This is a genomic window from Bacillus cereus group sp. MYBK227-1, assembly GCF_051916325.1.
GTDB lineage: Bacteria > Bacillota > Bacilli > Bacillales > Bacillaceae_G > Bacillus_A > Bacillus_A cereus.
The window spans coordinates 140,724-155,787 of sequence record NZ_JBQAGK010000004.1; the positions used below are offsets into that span (position 1 = coordinate 140,724).

Sequence of the window (15,064 nt, forward strand, 5' to 3'; positions counted from 1 at the left end):
TCCTTTTTATATACCATAATCCTTATATTGCTACGTAAATATAATACAGTAATAATGATTTAAAAGCAAGAATTTTAGTAGCGGTACGTTCACACATCCATCAACTGAAGATTGTAAAGTGACCATTAAACAAAAAAATTCTTTTTTGAATTGATTGATAGTAAACAAGAAAGGTTAGCAAATCAACAACTAAGAGATTTCTTCAGGTAAGCTAATAAGGAGTTATTACAGAACATTGCAGTAGATTTTGCATTAACGGCTAAGGATGCAAAAAAGGCCCTTGAAAGAAAAGGGGAATATATGAAAGCTCTACAGCTTACAAGGTGAAAAAGAAACTAATTTTAAAACTGTTTTTAACATTTTATTCTTGTACCGGAAAAACATAGGGGTTAAGGGTGGTAGTTTACAATTAATGAAGGATAAGCAAAAATAACTGTTAACAATATTAAGTGCAGCATCTTAATTGTAAAATCTTTTATATTCCTGCAAGTACAATTCCTGTTAAATAAAAAATTTTTAAGTTAATGGATGTGGAGTCTCGCCACATAATAAAAAGGTAGAAATATATTTAATATATTCCTACCTTTGATTTTATTGAGTTTAGCATCTATGATCTAAATATCACAGAAGGTAGTTTTCTTTTATACTTCTATATCTTTCCCTTCTGCTACCACTGTATCTCGCCACAACACAAGTAGTTTTCTAAATTCAGAGGTCTCAATTTTACATTGGTTATTTGGAGCACTCATAAATAAGTTAATAGCACTGGTGTAATTAGGTTCAATGTAGACTGCTGCTACGTTCCCTTCTATTTCATATTGCGGAACTTTTTGGTCTACTACATTATCTAAAATTTGTATATACTCATCTACTTCATCATCTAAAATATCTTCCAAGAAATGAGAAATTATAGAAATTTCCTTTGGCAAACGTATTCTTAATCCGCCAAGTCCATCACGATAAAATTCGTATGTATATTTCATTTTTTACCTCCTAGTATAAACAGGATATGCTGTTATTATCTCATTATTTTGTATAATCATTTCTACTTTAAATCCGTGGGATGTTTGTCCTACATATCTAACTGTATCAACTTGAATCTTATTATCGTATGCTTCTTTGATAGAATCAAGTACCTGTACTCTATCCCAATCCTTAGGGAAAAATGAAGAAAGCGCGTTTTTTGTTTCACCGTCTACTTTTACTTTTGCTCTATATACTCCCGCGGAATTTGGTGCATGGGTAATTCTAACTATTTCTCCTCCACCCATCATACTTTCATGGTGATATCCAACAGCTTTTAGTCCCCACCATTTTTGTTTTAGTTCCCCGTGAAAAAGGTGCTCCATAAGTGATGAATCAAAACTATACGGAACATTGCCACCATTAGTTCTGCTACTATTAATTCTTCCACTACTAGCAAATTGATAGGTAGAGAGTTTTTCTTCAGCTTGTTTAAAGTCTGGTGTGTCAAATCTAGATCGCAAACCATCTCCACCAGCAAAAGCAAATCGATCTTTTAATGGTAAGTGGCTTGAAATATAAGGTGTATCACCTGAAAATGTCGTTAACTTTACAGAGCCTCCAGGGGAAGTTGCTTTTCCAATTTGACCTGCTCCTTTATCTCCAATCCATCCTAAACCAAACTCCATAAAAATATTTGCTCCCCATTGCACCCATACCTGCTACTGGCATAACTTGCTTCGTAACTTCAGTATTTGTTCTAATAGTTCTATTTCAACTACATCTGTTGAAGAGATCCTTAATTGAAATTCGGTAAGAAAAGCTTCGTTCTTATCATTAAGAGCTATCAATTCCTTACTAGAAATATTTGATACATTGAAATATTCTTACATGGTATAATTTTCTTGATGATTTTGGAACTAGAAGGGGTTTAAATGATGGGAAACTTTCAAAGTAATTATCAAACGGCTACACAAATTGCTACACAAATGAAAAATGCATCGGATACAATTCAAGGTGCAACAAATCGTTCTATAACAAAGGCGAGCCGTACTACACTATCTGTTAATGCTCAGGCCCAAGAAGTGAATCAACAAATGCTAGATTTGACTAGACAATTTTGTGGGGCCTTTCAACGAGCAATTGATAATATTCATTTAGTAGCTAAGGATTTTGAAAGAATGGATAATGAACTACAAAAGACATTTCGCTAATGTGGCAACCTACGATAAAGGGAGAAGGGTAGGGAGAATACGATGAGTCAAGATGTGGAAAAGCAAATAAATGAATTTAATCATGAATTACGGATAGTATTTGAAAAACAGGATCGAAATCAAACAGAGATTCAAATCCAGAGACAAGCAGAAATGGACTTTCACGAATTGAGAAATCGAAATAATCGTTTATTTAATAGGATTTTAGAAACATGGCATGGTGATAAAGATGTTTCTCATTTTTTTATGAATAAGCTTCAAGAGTCGCAAAATATTGAGCGGAAATTAGCATTGGAATTGGAAAATCAAAAAGAAATATTACTTAAAGAAAGACGCAATCTTATTGATTTAGAAACTGACCTTACCTATCGGCAACAGCGATTAAAAAGGGAGGACAAAGCATGAGTTTAAATATGTATTTAGGGGAAGTACAAAATCAGACCCAAAGCATGAATGCTGTTTGTGTCGCTACTATCCAAGCTATGGAGCAAGCAATCCAATCAATTGATACCTTTGCAACTGATACAGTTTTACAAGGGCAAACATATAGTAGTGCAAAAATATTTTTTGTCCAAACTTTTCGTCCTTTAGCACAAGGTATCATTTATTTATGTGAAGAATTAATCCGTCAAAATGATGCATTTCCAAGCGATTTTCAATCACAAGTTGCTTCCACAGATGTCATTGAACAAGAAATAAGAGAGCAAATTCAAGAAATTAATCGAATGATCTCAAGTATAGAATCGATTAGTATTGCTACAGTGTTGCCTGGAATAGATGCCATGGTTATTATTTTAGTGGAGATGAGAAAAAAACTGCAAGAAAAATTAGAGCATCTATATGAATTTAACTATACGTCCAGTAATAACTACAACACAGCTCTTCAACTCGTGGCTAGCCTTACTGCCGGCCTTGCTGAAGTCCAAAGCGGGAAAGGATTTAGTCCTGTAAGTGGTACGTTTAGTACACAAGGATTAAATATGGATTGGACCATTTCGATCCAAGAAATTGCTGATGAAAGAAAACGTCAAGTTGATAATCTTTTAAAGGAAGGATCAATGGAAGAGGGAGCGGTGTGCAAGAAACCTCCTGAAAAATCTACTTCTGAAAAAATTATAGATGGTATTTTAGAAGGTACGGGTCAAGCAGTTGAAGATACAATAGATGGTGTTGTGGCACTTGGTAAATGGGAAACATGGGAGAACATGGGGTACGCTTTTACTCATTTAAATGAAACCTTACCTGCTATGTGGAACACATTATCAGATTCGTTTATTAATGATGTAATAAATGGAGACGCTGAAAGTCGTGCTAAGTGGGGAAGTTATGCTTTTACACAAATTGGACTTGGACTTATTGGTGATAAGGGGATAAGTAAAGTCACTACATTAGCAAAAGGAGCAAAATTCTCCACAGGAATGTCTTCTTTCGTAAATAAATTGCCACTGACGGATCGGTTGGCATTTGCAGGTGCAAGTGGATTTGGAAGCAATCAAATAAAAACATTTGAAGTTTTACGCAAAGCTCGTGAAACATTTATGTTTTCCAAAACTAGTGGAAGAAGTAAAGTTAAAGATGTTCAAGAAGTAATTCAGGAATATGCAGATAAGGTTCTTGATAGAGTAGAGGTGAAAAACGAATATCCTGATTCTTATACAGCATCTCAAAAATTACGTGCAGAACTTAAAGATGCAGGAGTTGACACACCTCCATATCCTAATGCGGCACATCACATAGTACCTTGGAATGATAGTAGGGCTGTGGAAGCTCAGGAATTATTACAAGAGATAGGGATAAGTTATGATGCTGCGGTCAATGGGGTGTTTTTACCATATAAAATAAATGATTATGTAACTACTGAAGTTTTACATATAGGTAGCCACTCAAAAGAGTATATAAGAGAAGTAACAGAAAGATTGAATTCTGTTATAGAAATGGGTGGTACTCAAGCTGATATAGCTGAAGTGTTACATGGGATAAGAAGAGATTTATTAGAGGGTAATTTGCGATTAAATGAACCCAAGAAATAACTATATAAATGGCAATAATAAAGGAGAATATATATGAAGATTTGGCAATTAAAAAGCTCGACTGATGATTATGAAACCTTTCAATTATTGAACTATGAAGAGGATAAAAAATATTTTAAAACTAGTTTTAATTCTATGGTAAGTTTGTCAGGTTCATGGACGCCTAAGTTTATTGAGGTAACAGATGAAGGAAAATCAAGCGATTCTCCTATTTTTTGGGGAAAGTCTGGTGTACAAATAATTAGTGAAAAAGCCAAGAATGTTTTAGAACCTATAGTAGGAGATAATATTGAATTTTTACCATTAATTCATAAACAAACAAACAAAAAATACTATGCTATGCATGTTTTAAGGGTGTTGGAAGCACTTGATACTAATAAAACAATCTTTGATAAGTTAAGTTCAGGTTTAATAATAGGATGTAAAAAATTTGTATTTATTCCTTATGTTGTCCAGCACGAACCGATTTTTAAATTGAATATAAATGGGAAGGTACACCCTAACTATCTTTTAGTATCAGATCAATTCAAAAATGCAATTTTAGACAGTGAATTAAAAGGTTTTCAATTTACTGAAGTGTGGGATTCAGAAGAGGGTGCGTAAAGAAATCTAATTAGATTAGTAATATGAACCCATATCTAAGAGAGTAAAAAATAAAAAGCTTATGCACTTGTATAAGCTTTTTATTATGAATAAGTATAGTAATTTATATTCAAGATATATTTTAGAATCACAAAGTAAATAGTAGTAAACGATTTTTTGCTACGTAATAATTTAGTTACTTTAGAAGATAAAAGAATAGTTAAGGGGAATAAGCATGAAAATATGGGTATTAAAGAGTGTATTAGATAACTATGAGTCTTTCCAGTTATTAAATTTTGAAGAAGACCACAAAAAATATATTGATGGAAAAATAAATTCGATAACTCATTTAACAAATTCATGGGGAAAAATATATATAGAGTGTATTGAAGGAGATAATCATAGTGATTTCCCTAAATTTTGGGGAGGAACTGGTGCACCAATGATTAGTGAAAAAGCCAAGCAAGTACTTGAACCTTTAATAGGCGATAATGTTGAATTTTTACCACTCTTACGCAATTCAACTAGTGAGGTATATTACTTGATTCACGTGTTGAATGTACTAGATGCAATTGATGGAGATAAAGCAATCTTTAAAAAACTAATTACAGGCCTTATAGTAGGCTGTGAAAAGTTCGCATTTGATTTTAATATAGTTCAAAATGAAATGATTTTTAAAGTCTACATAAATGGAAAAATTCATCCGACGGTTGTCTTTATTTCAGACGAGTTGAAGGCTCTTATTGAACAAAGTGAATTAAAAGGTTTTGAATTTATTAAAGTGTGGGAATCGGAAGAGGGTGCCTAAATAATCTAATAAAATGCCCCTATATCTAATAGATTAAAAAATAAAGCATTAAATTCAAGAAACTTACACTATCGAAAAGAAATATAACTATTAAATTTACCATATGCATAAGTCAATTATAAGATCAGGAAAATTCAAATCTGTGTGAATATTATCCATTTTTGTAAAAGACATTCATTGACACTTATGTATATAAGTAACTATACTCATTACATCAAATTGAATGTGTGATAATACGATTTCATTCTTATTACAAACATGTAAATATAAAAATAGAAAATCTCAATTTGATAAATAAAATGGTAGAGGTGTTTATTTTAATGAAACACAAATTAATTGCAACAGGTATCCTTGCAGGAGCTATATTTTCCAATTCTTCTAATATTTTAGCAGATACTCATAAATTCCCTGATGTTCCTACATGGGCTGATAAATCAGTTAACTATTTAGTTGATAAACAGGTATTAAATGGTTATCCAGATGGAACTTTTGGTTCAAATGACTCTTTAGACAGAGCTTCGGCTACAAAAATTATGACAAAAGTTTTAGGTATAAAAATTGATCCTAATGCAAAACCATCTTTTACAGATTCACAAAACCACTGGGCTACTCCTTATATTGCTGCTGCTGAAAAAGCTGGGATTGTTAGAGGTGAAGGTAATGGAATCTTCAATCCATCCGGAAAAGTAAATCGCGCTGCTATGGCTACGATGCTAGTAAATGCATATAAACTACAAAGCACACCAAATCATAACGAGCAGGTTAGATTTGAAGATTTAAAAGGGCATTGGGGAGAAAAATATGCCAATATTTTAATAGATTTAAAAATCTCTAATGGTACCGAGAACGGTTGGCAACCAAATAGATTTATAACACGTGCTGAAGCTGCTCAACTTACTGCAAAAACAGATATGTTACAACAAAATTTAAATGATGAAAAGGAGGTTATTACTGCTACCTCATATGAAGATTTAAATTTAACAGTGGCTTCGAAAATTACAGCTCAAGAGATTGATAGTTTTATTGCGAAATATCATTCGGATAGTCCTTTAGTTGGACATGGGCAAGATTTTATCAATGCGCAAAATCAATATGGCGTGAGTGCTCATTATTTAGCGGCGCATGCGATTTTAGAATCTGGATACGGAAAATCAGAAATCGCATATCAAAAACATAATCTATTCGGTCTACGTGCATATGATGGAGATCCTTTTAAATATGCGAAATATTTACCAAGCTACGGCGATAGCATTGCTTATAACGCTAATTATGTACGAGAAAGATATTTGGAAGAAAATGGTATGTATTATAACGGACCAACATTAACTGGCATGAACGTAAAATATGCATCAGATAAAGGCTGGGCTAAGAAAATTGCGGGGATTATGGAACGTATTAAACCGTTTCGTGTAGAAGACTATACATATGCAAAAAAATTACCCAAGAATCCTAAAACATTAGATGTCGACGCGTTATCTAATGAAATTCCATATAAAATGTATGCAGAGGGTTCAAGCTCAAATGTTGTATCATCAGCTACTTACTATCAGGTACCTTATCCATTTAATTTAAAAATTAAAAGTAGACCAGATGTAGCTGTCGAGGAGAATACAGTTGGTACAGTAACTCCTGGAACAACCATCTTTATTTATCGTGAAGATCCAAATGGATGGGTAGAATTCTCTTTTGAAGCGAATGGAGAAAAATACTGGACATTAAAAAGTAAATTAAGTATGTAATTAAAAAGATCTATTTCACTACTTTTAATCGTTTAGATTATAATCTCATATAATTGAGAGATAAGTTTTTTACTTTCTTAAAATAAAGTTATGTATACAAGAAAAGTTAGAGAATTATTTTCTCTAACTTTTCTTCGCTAGTATTTGAAATTAAAAAGATGGTGGAGTTACTCCAAATATAACAGTGACTTTGTTTAAAGAGTTGTTTTCCCATTTATGCTTTGCATAAGGTGGGATTTTAACACTATCACCTGTATCGAGAAGTAAAACCTCATCATTTAGATATAGTTTCACTTGTCCTTCCATAATAAATGCTATTTCTTCCCCTTTATGTGCCACAGGCTCCATAGATGAAGCAGTTTGAGGTAACAGATTCATTAAAGCCAATTCTAGTGCTCCATCTAAATTAGGAGATAATAGCTCATACGAAACATTGCCGCTTTCAGGAAAAGTTATTTTTTTCCTTTGGTTAGCTCTTACAACTAATTCTTCTGTATTGGTATCCTCTAAGAAAAAATTAAACAATGGAATATTTAATCCTACAGAAATTAATTTTAGTGTTTGTAATGAAGGGTTTGTGATTCCTTTTTCAATCTGACTTAACATGGAAGGTGTTATATCAGCTAACTCTGCTAAACGCTTACTCGTTAATCCGGCACCTTTTCTAAATACCATAATTTTGTGACCAACATTAATATCGTTCATATATGTAATCCCCTTTAAATAAGTAAATAAAATTAAATTATTATTAATTTTATTTACTTATACTTAATAAATTGTTAATATATACTTAATTATAATAAATTATGATTAATTTTAAAATATCATATGTACATATGGCAGCAGCTGCGAAAAAGTGGGAAAAAGATTAACTTAGAAATAAAGGGGCTACTATTTTTGAATATACAGCTGGTTATAGTAAAGCAGTAGAAGAAGGAGGAACATAAGTTAATAAGAATCAAATGTGCTATTTTATTAACCATGAAAAATCAAAGCAAGTATTTTAAGGTAATGCAGTAGTTGCTACTCGTCTGAATAATTGATATACAAATAAAAGTTGATGGATCGCATCCTCTATTTGTATATCTACCATGTGGAGTAGGATTTGGTGGAGTTTTGTTTAGTTTGAAAATTATGGTATGGGATCATGTACATGTAATTTTTGCTGGGCCTACCCATTCTCCGTATATGCTAATAGGTATGATGACCGGATTATATGATGGGATTTCCATACAAGATTTTTAATGAAAAGGATTCTAATAAGTAAAGGACAACTTAAGAGTAGACTTCAATGCTGTATTGTAAAATTTTTAAGGAAGTGAGAATAGTATGAAATCAGCTTTAAATAGTATTATGATCTCCTCGATTTTTGCAGTAGGAGGGATCCTTTCGCTTTTGTTTAATTTAATGGGGGATCAAGATTGGATTTGGAATTGGGTAGGGCTATTACTGGCATATCTATCTTTGGGTATTTTAATCGGTTTATATAATAAAACTGTGGATCATAAAACATTTCCTAAAATACTAAAAAGAACTTTGTTTATTTCCTTTAATGTTACTATATTAGGGATAATAATAGGGGTAACATACCAACTATTAGGAAAGTGGAATCTTACTATAATGATGTATTATTGGTTGATAATTTTATTACTACATTTGATTACTGTAATAACATTATTCATCCTAGTTTTCGAAAACAGTAATAGTAAAAATTATAGCCCACTATATAATTTTATTATACTTTTAAACATTTTCCTTACCTTAGGACCAGTATTATTTCCGGTAGTTTTAACTATTATAGGAAATGCCATGAACGCTAGTGCAGGGCACTAATTTTCACCTATATAGATTATTAAAATGATAGTCCAAAATTGAGATTGGTTAAGTTAAAAAACTTAATAAGTTAATAAAATAATAAAACTAAACGACTTAAAGTGGAATGATTTGATAGAAAGAAGTTTATAATATGAAAATTAAGCTTAAGAAAAAAAGAATTGTAAGTGTATTGTTGGCTATTACATTAGTAGCAATAGGGTATTACATGTTTCAATCTATTACGAATCCTAAGCTGGTAAATGCGGAAGAGGTTAACAGTGTTCAACAAGTGAGCAGTCTACCTAAAAATGAATTAAAAAAATCGATACCTAATCGTTTCGATGGTAAAGAAAGAAAAGTTGCATATTTAACTTTTGATGATGGACCAGGAAAATATACAGCTAACCTATTAGATGTATTAAAGAAAAATGATGTGAAAGCAACATTCTTTTTAATTGGCGATAATGTGAAAAGGTTCCCGGGTTTAGTGAAACGAGAGCATGTAGAAAACCATTATGTGGGCATGCATAGCATGACACATGATTTTAAAAAGTTATACAACAATCAGGAATATGTGAAGGAAATGAAAGAGGATCAATCTTTAATTAGAAATGTTATTGGAAACACACCGAAATTAACACGTCCACCATATGGATCAATGCCTGGATTAAATGATTCACTTCGAAATGAGGTGGTCGGAAATAATTTAAAAGTATGGGATTGGACAATTGATTCTCTAGATTGGAAATACAATAAATTACCTGTGGATGTAGCGGCCGCAAAAATTGTTCAAAATGTCTTAGCAGGTGCGACGTCTTCAAAAGAAATTGTTTTAATGCACGATATTCATCCACAATCTGTCGCGGCAGTCCCAGCAATAATAAAAGGATTAAAAGAAAAAGGGTATGAATTTGAAGCTTATGATGAGAATAATCATTTTCCAATAAACTTCTGGCATGATAAACGTATTTAAAAAGATATGTATGAGTTAAAAGACAATTAGAGTGGAATAAGCAATTCATATAGGGTTTAAATATTTATAAGAGCGTGTTTAGATAGATGAAAACACGCTCTTTTTGCTGGACTATTTTTTCATTCCTATATAAGCGTTGGATATTTTGTATGTTTGCCTAGAGTGAAAGGAGCTCATAAAAAAACACCATAATTCACGTTCTTCTTCATATATTTGTAACGCACTTATTTTGTGTATGTGGTTAAAACTAGTTTTTATGAAGCATATGCTTTAGCAACTGCAGAAATTCTGTATCACTTTTATCATCTTTTATATAATCCTGTTCGTAGTTAAAAATCATTCGTACTAACATAAAAGCTGTAAGTGGTAATGGTACCTTATGCAAAGCTCCTTGCTGATAACCTTTTTCGAGTAAATTACTTATCATGTTAATTGCTTCTTCTTCAGATTGTTTAAAACAAGTTGTAATTTCAGGTGAATGGTACTCTTTATATTCTTGAAAGAGTGTAGAAACAAACGGATCTTGATGATATTCTAGGCTGATATAATGAAGAATTTTTTGTATTCGAAGTAAAACATCTTTTTCTTCTTTATATAAATTAAATAATTGTGAGCGTTTAAGCTGAATATGACGCATATAGCAGTCGCATAATATTTCAGTTTTATCTGTATAGTAATAATAAATAGTACCTTTACCAACTTTAGCTGTCTTTGCAATTTCATCAACTGTTGTGTTACGGACACCACGCGTAGAGAACAGTATTGTGGCAGATTGAATGATTTTCATCTTTTTATTTTCTTTTTCTAATTTGATCATTGTCTACACCCTATCCTTGAAATATTTAGCGAAGTTTTCTGTCTTTAAATTCTGTATCAGTTCATTTGTATCACTTAATAGAAAGTCCTTTATTTGCTTCTTATAGAATAACATACACCATTATTATTTCTAGTATATAACTATAATAGAATGCAACTTTATAACCTAGGGATAAAGTTGAAAGTTTGAGGTAATAATTTTTATAATCGGACGATGAGAATTAAAGTGAAAGGGGACAGTGATTTCTTTCTTGAGTGAATTATTTGATTTTTTATTTAATTCATTTTATTATATAAACATGACTAAAAGATGTTTTTAGTCGGATTTTTTTACGGAAAACCGACTGATATCTGATTTTAGTCGGTTTCTATACTATTTGAGAGAAGGTAGACACTATGTGTGGAATTGCAGGGTGGATAGACTGGTCTAAAGACTTGTCTAATGAACAAGAAACGTTAAAAAAAATGACAGATGCTATCATTCACCGAGGACCTGACGCAGAGGGGCATTGGTTTTCAAAACGAGCGGCATTAGGTCATCGACGTCTCATCGTCATTGATCCTGAAGGTGGCCTTCAACCTATGCTGTATAAAGATGGAAATAATACGATTGGCCTTACGTTCAATGGAGAAATTTATAACTATCAAGAATTACGTAAAGAACTTGAGGAGAAAGGTCATGAATTTCAGACCAAGTCGGATACAGAGGTATTACTACACGCTTACTTAGAGTGGCAAGAAGATTGTGTTCAACACTTAAATGGGATTTTTGCTTTTGGTATTTGGGATGAAAGATTTGGGAAATTGATGCTTGGTCGTGACCATCTAGGCGTGAAGCCTTTATTTTTCGCTCAAAGGGGAAGCGCAATTCTCTTTGGTTCAGAGTTAAAAGTTTTACTTTCGCATCCACTTGTAGATGCTGAGGTAGATAAAGAAGGACTTTCTGAAATATTTTGTCTTGGACCAACACGTACTCCTGGTCATGCTATTTTCAAGGATATACATGAAGTGCGTGCTGGCCATTATATGACGTTTACCTCTAATGGTTCGAATACGACACAGTATTGGAAACTTGAAAGTAAAAAACATGTAGATGATATTGATACAACAGTCGAGACAATCCGCTCCATTTTACAAGATACGGTTAAACGTCAGTTAATTGCTGATAAACCAGTGGTATCTATGCTTTCCGGAGGTTTAGATTCCAGTGGTTTAACAGGTTTAGCAGGAAACGAATTTGGGAATAAAGGGGAACGTCTTCATACATATTCCCTGAATTTCATCAATGATGAAAAAGACTTTGAGCAAGACTTCCTTCGTTTTGATCGTGATGAACCTTGGGTGAAACGTGTGGCTGAATATGTAGGAACAAAGCATCATTCTATAGAGTTAGGATCAGATAGTTTAATAGAGTATTTATTAACTCCAATGCGAGCGCGTGATCTACCTGGAGTTGGAGAACTAGAAACGTCTCTTTATTTGCTATTTAAGGAAATGAAGAAAGACGCAACAGTTGCACTTTCAGGTGAATCCGCAGATGAAGTATTCTCAGGATATCCATGGTTCCATCAAGAGAAGTTTCTAGATGCAGAGATATTCCCTTGGAGTGTTAATTTATGGTATAGTACAGAAATTTTATCAGAGGATTTTAAAGCGAAGATTAGCCCTGAAAAATATCAAAAACAAAAATTTGAAGATGCGGTTGCTGAGGTTCCCTTTTTAGAAGGTGAAAGTGATCTGCAAATGAAGCAACGTCAAATGTCTTACATGTTTATTACACGTTTCTTGCCATTTATGCTAGAACGAAAAGATCGCACAAGTATGATGAATGGCTTTGAAGTACGAGTTCCATTTTGCGATTACCGGCTTGTAGAATATCTATGGAATGTCCCATTCGAAATGAAAAGCATAGACAATATTGAAAAAGGTATTTTACGTCGAGCTTTTGAAAATGTACTTCCAGAGGATGTACGTTATCGCAAAAAAAGTGCATATCCAAGCACTAAGGATGCCTCTTATCTACAAGGTATTAGTGATTGGATGTTACATGTGTTGAACAATCCTGAATCACCTATTTTGCCATTAATTAATGTAGAAAGAGTTCGTGCTATTGCAGAAGGAAAAGACGAAGTAATTTCAGGTAATGATGCAAGAGGTATAATAGATTATTTACTTCAAGTTAATAGTTGGCTTCAGGAATATAATATTAAATTAGTATGGTAGATGTAATTTTCAAATAAAGAGAATAGCTGAAATATTAATGACCTAAGTAAACCGCATTTCCAATGGATTAGATAGTTATCTAATAATTGGAGATGCGGTTTTATAAAAAATAATAATATGTTTATAAATGTAAAACCTACGGAAACTTTTCCTGTGGGTTTTTTAAGTAGTTTTTACGAAATTATGAGTGTTTTTTATTTTGTATTTCAATAAGTTCATCTTGTACCATTTTTATATAATATTCTTTTTCTGTTAGTTCAAATATAAATAATGCTTTTTTCCAGTTATAAACAACATCTTCTACATTGTGTTGTTTAATCTTTAATAAACACTGACTTTTTAAATAGAATAGTTCACCTAATAGGTATAAAGTATTTAGATTAATAGCTAATTTGATGCCCTTATCAATGTATTTTATTGCCTCTTCATGTTGATATGTGAAGTCTAAACATTTTGCTAAATTGAAAATGATTTTTAATTTAATTTCTTTATCTCTAGGAAAATCTAACTTGTTAAAATTAGTTAAACATCTTTTTAATATCGTAATACTTTTTTCATATTCTTTATTTTCCCCATGAAATATAGCCATTGTCTGCATAATATGTATTTCTCTTTCTGATAAAAAATCAGAAGTGGCTAAAGTTAGTTTTAATGCATGATTTAAAAGAGTTAAAGCAGTTTTTGTAGATCTATTTACCTCAAATATAGCAATTGCTTCATGCCATATTAGAAATTGTTTCTCTTCGTTTGTTTGAAAATTATTTAAGTTTTTCTCTTTTTTTACTATTTCATAAAGTTCTTTATATTGTTTTTGCTTTAAGCAATCTTTTATTACGTATTTTACATTTTCTACATATTTTAATCTTTTGTTTTGAGTTAGTGCAAATATATGATTCGGATCAATGCCAAGTCTTTCTGATAATTGATATAACAATATACTAGATGGATAAATAACACCTTTTTCAATCTTGCTAATTTGACTTTGTGAACATATTCCATGACACAATTCGGATTGTGATATGTTTTTTTTAATTCTAAGTTCTTTAATGGTAATACCCAAATCTTTAAATTCCATTTTTTCACCTACTATTTAGCACTGTATTAGTATAAGAGTTTTCTCTAACCTTAATGTAATGTAAAATTAATATATTTACAATTACTATTTGTTTTAAAGGACTTACCGTTTCCATAGGATGGTGAGGCTTTTATTATGTACAAAAAAAGACACCCTAAGGTGCCTTCCTGCGACTTGAACCACGTTCATTTAGTATAACTTATCCGTATTATCCCTTTGTTATACGTGTAAATCTATGTTTAAAACGTATAATACAATTAAAAGAACTTTTTAAAATTTGAGGAGTTTATCGTGAATGGTAAAGCTCTTCATAAATATATGGGTGAGAAAACTGATGACGATTTCCCTTTTAAAATACATCGTAAAATATATTTTACGATGTATTTTGTTGTATGTTGGAGAGTGGAGAGTATAGGAATATTAAATAATTGTTCAGCTTTTGAGATGCCTTGAGGGAATTTAGCACCTTACGCTAGCTTTGCTGCTTTCCTGGCCCCTTTAGCCTCCAGAAGGCCTAATCCAGTTATGTATTGGAGAAACGGTGAAGGAATAGAATCTTTAGTTGATAGTAAATTTTTATCTTAATGTGGAAGAAAAACAGTTTTGACAGGTACTCAATTATATACCTTATTCATTGGCAAGAGAGAGAGAAAAGAAGTAAAGAATCATGAATGAAAAGGGGAGAAGATACTATATTACGACAAATGAACTCTTTGTATATGTGAAGTAGAAAAAGTAAAAGATCACCTGTAAAGGGCGGTTGAAAATTGGTCTTACTATTTATTTTTTAAAGCTCTTTTTAAGAGTTCAACTATTTGTACTAGCT

Annotated in this window: 14 protein-coding genes; 9 read left to right on the forward strand and 5 right to left on the reverse strand. The window is 32.0% G+C overall.

The window, feature by feature from the left end; all coding sequences use genetic code 11:
* Positions 1-641: 641 nt before the first annotated feature.
* A complete protein-coding gene (locus ACTFRM_RS19760) occupies positions 642-983 on the reverse strand; it encodes a hypothetical protein (protein WP_000878120.1) in 342 nt (113 codons plus the stop codon).
* Positions 984-986: 3 nt separating this feature from the next.
* Positions 987-1,652, reverse strand: a complete 666-nt coding sequence (locus ACTFRM_RS19765; protein WP_440043505.1) for an EndoU domain-containing protein — start codon at positions 1,650-1,652, stop codon at positions 987-989.
* Positions 1,653-1,898: 246 nt separating this feature from the next.
* On the opposite strand from ACTFRM_RS19765, the gene ACTFRM_RS19770 reads away from it, so the two are divergent.
* The 6 genes from ACTFRM_RS19770 to ACTFRM_RS19795 all read left to right on the forward strand — a co-directional run bounded on the left by ACTFRM_RS19770 (position 1,899) and on the right by ACTFRM_RS19795 (position 7,336).
* Positions 1,899-2,177 (forward strand): TIGR04197 family type VII secretion effector, encoded by a 279-nt coding sequence (locus tag ACTFRM_RS19770; RefSeq protein ID WP_002183102.1) that lies wholly within the window; start codon positions 1,899-1,901, stop codon positions 2,175-2,177.
* A 42-nt stretch (positions 2,178-2,219) separates the two neighbouring features.
* The gene (locus tag ACTFRM_RS19775) at positions 2,220-2,582 is read left to right on the forward strand and encodes a DUF3958 family protein (protein ID WP_000076392.1); all 363 of its coding nucleotides are present in this window, start codon (positions 2,220-2,222) and stop codon (positions 2,580-2,582) included.
* Complete coding sequence (locus tag ACTFRM_RS19780) at positions 2,579-4,207, forward strand: AHH domain-containing protein (RefSeq protein ID WP_400154963.1); 1,629 nt, start codon at positions 2,579-2,581, stop codon at positions 4,205-4,207. Before ACTFRM_RS19775 ends, ACTFRM_RS19780 begins: the two co-directional genes overlap by 4 nt.
* 33 nt (positions 4,208-4,240) lie before the next feature.
* On the forward strand, positions 4,241-4,810 hold the full coding sequence (locus ACTFRM_RS19785) for an imm11 family protein (RefSeq protein WP_440043506.1): 570 nt from the start codon (positions 4,241-4,243) through the stop codon (positions 4,808-4,810).
* Between the two features lie 214 nt (positions 4,811-5,024).
* Positions 5,025-5,597, forward strand: a complete 573-nt coding sequence (locus tag ACTFRM_RS19790) for an imm11 family protein (RefSeq protein ID WP_440043507.1) — start codon at positions 5,025-5,027, stop codon at positions 5,595-5,597.
* A gap of 320 nt (positions 5,598-5,917) precedes the next feature.
* A complete protein-coding gene (locus ACTFRM_RS19795; protein ID WP_440043483.1) occupies positions 5,918-7,336 on the forward strand; it encodes an S-layer homology domain-containing protein in 1,419 nt (472 codons plus the stop codon).
* 150 nt (positions 7,337-7,486) lie between these two features.
* Here ACTFRM_RS19795 and ACTFRM_RS19800 read toward each other — a convergent pair whose 3' ends face one another.
* Positions 7,487-8,041 (reverse strand): helix-turn-helix domain-containing protein, encoded by a 555-nt coding sequence (locus ACTFRM_RS19800; RefSeq protein WP_400155283.1) that lies wholly within the window; start codon positions 8,039-8,041, stop codon positions 7,487-7,489.
* A 624-nt stretch (positions 8,042-8,665) separates the two neighbouring features.
* Between ACTFRM_RS19800 and ACTFRM_RS19805 the strand changes: the two genes are divergently transcribed.
* Both ACTFRM_RS19805 and ACTFRM_RS19810 read left to right on the forward strand, forming a co-directional pair.
* Positions 8,666-9,169, forward strand: coding sequence for a DUF3902 family protein (locus tag ACTFRM_RS19805; protein WP_098348495.1), 504 nt, complete (start codon positions 8,666-8,668; stop codon positions 9,167-9,169).
* A gap of 133 nt (positions 9,170-9,302) precedes the next feature.
* Positions 9,303-10,124, forward strand: coding sequence for a peptidoglycan-N-acetylglucosamine deacetylase (locus ACTFRM_RS19810; protein WP_400155285.1), 822 nt, complete (start codon positions 9,303-9,305; stop codon positions 10,122-10,124).
* A gap of 247 nt (positions 10,125-10,371) precedes the next feature.
* Here the strand turns inward: ACTFRM_RS19810 and ACTFRM_RS19815 are convergent, their stop codons facing one another.
* Positions 10,372-10,941 carry a TetR/AcrR family transcriptional regulator gene (locus ACTFRM_RS19815; protein ID WP_400155286.1) on the reverse strand — a complete coding sequence of 190 codons (570 nt, stop codon included), beginning with the start codon at positions 10,939-10,941 and terminating at the stop codon, positions 10,372-10,374.
* A 395-nt stretch (positions 10,942-11,336) separates the two neighbouring features.
* On the opposite strand from ACTFRM_RS19815, the gene asnB reads away from it, so the two are divergent.
* A complete protein-coding gene (gene asnB / locus ACTFRM_RS19820) occupies positions 11,337-13,163 on the forward strand; it encodes an asparagine synthase (glutamine-hydrolyzing) (RefSeq protein WP_325851943.1) in 1,827 nt (608 codons plus the stop codon).
* 181 nt (positions 13,164-13,344) lie between these two features.
* Here the strand turns inward: asnB and ACTFRM_RS19825 are convergent, their stop codons facing one another.
* Positions 13,345-14,238, reverse strand: coding sequence for a helix-turn-helix domain-containing protein (locus ACTFRM_RS19825; RefSeq protein ID WP_400155287.1), 894 nt, complete (start codon positions 14,236-14,238; stop codon positions 13,345-13,347).
* Positions 14,239-15,064 lie beyond the last annotated feature (826 nt).

What these genes read in the sequence shown, in the direction of transcription:
- ACTFRM_RS19770 (WP_002183102.1), top strand. Translation starts at nt 1,899, where the DNA reads ATGATGGGAAACTTTCAAAGTAATTATCAAACGGCTACACAAATTGCT.
- ACTFRM_RS19805 (WP_098348495.1), top strand. Translation starts at nt 8,666, where the DNA reads ATGAAATCAGCTTTAAATAGTATTATGATCTCCTCGATTTTTGCAGTA.
- ACTFRM_RS19795 (WP_440043483.1), top strand. Translation starts at nt 5,918, where the DNA reads ATGAAACACAAATTAATTGCAACAGGTATCCTTGCAGGAGCTATATTT.
- ACTFRM_RS19760 (WP_000878120.1), bottom strand. Translation starts at nt 983, where the DNA reads ATGAAATATACATACGAATTTTATCGTGATGGACTTGGCGGATTAAGA.
- ACTFRM_RS19825 (WP_400155287.1), bottom strand. Translation starts at nt 14,238, where the DNA reads ATGGAATTTAAAGATTTGGGTATTACCATTAAAGAACTTAGAATTAAA.
- ACTFRM_RS19765 (WP_440043505.1), bottom strand. Translation starts at nt 1,652, where the DNA reads ATGGAGTTTGGTTTAGGATGGATTGGAGATAAAGGAGCAGGTCAAATT.
- ACTFRM_RS19780 (WP_400154963.1), top strand. Translation starts at nt 2,579, where the DNA reads ATGAGTTTAAATATGTATTTAGGGGAAGTACAAAATCAGACCCAAAGC.
- ACTFRM_RS19800 (WP_400155283.1), bottom strand. Translation starts at nt 8,041, where the DNA reads ATGAACGATATTAATGTTGGTCACAAAATTATGGTATTTAGAAAAGGT.
- asnB (WP_325851943.1), top strand. Translation starts at nt 11,337, where the DNA reads ATGTGTGGAATTGCAGGGTGGATAGACTGGTCTAAAGACTTGTCTAAT.
- ACTFRM_RS19790 (WP_440043507.1), top strand. Translation starts at nt 5,025, where the DNA reads ATGAAAATATGGGTATTAAAGAGTGTATTAGATAACTATGAGTCTTTC.
- ACTFRM_RS19810 (WP_400155285.1), top strand. Translation starts at nt 9,303, where the DNA reads ATGAAAATTAAGCTTAAGAAAAAAAGAATTGTAAGTGTATTGTTGGCT.
- ACTFRM_RS19785 (WP_440043506.1), top strand. Translation starts at nt 4,241, where the DNA reads ATGAAGATTTGGCAATTAAAAAGCTCGACTGATGATTATGAAACCTTT.
- ACTFRM_RS19815 (WP_400155286.1), bottom strand. Translation starts at nt 10,941, where the DNA reads ATGATCAAATTAGAAAAAGAAAATAAAAAGATGAAAATCATTCAATCT.
- ACTFRM_RS19775 (WP_000076392.1), top strand. Translation starts at nt 2,220, where the DNA reads ATGAGTCAAGATGTGGAAAAGCAAATAAATGAATTTAATCATGAATTA.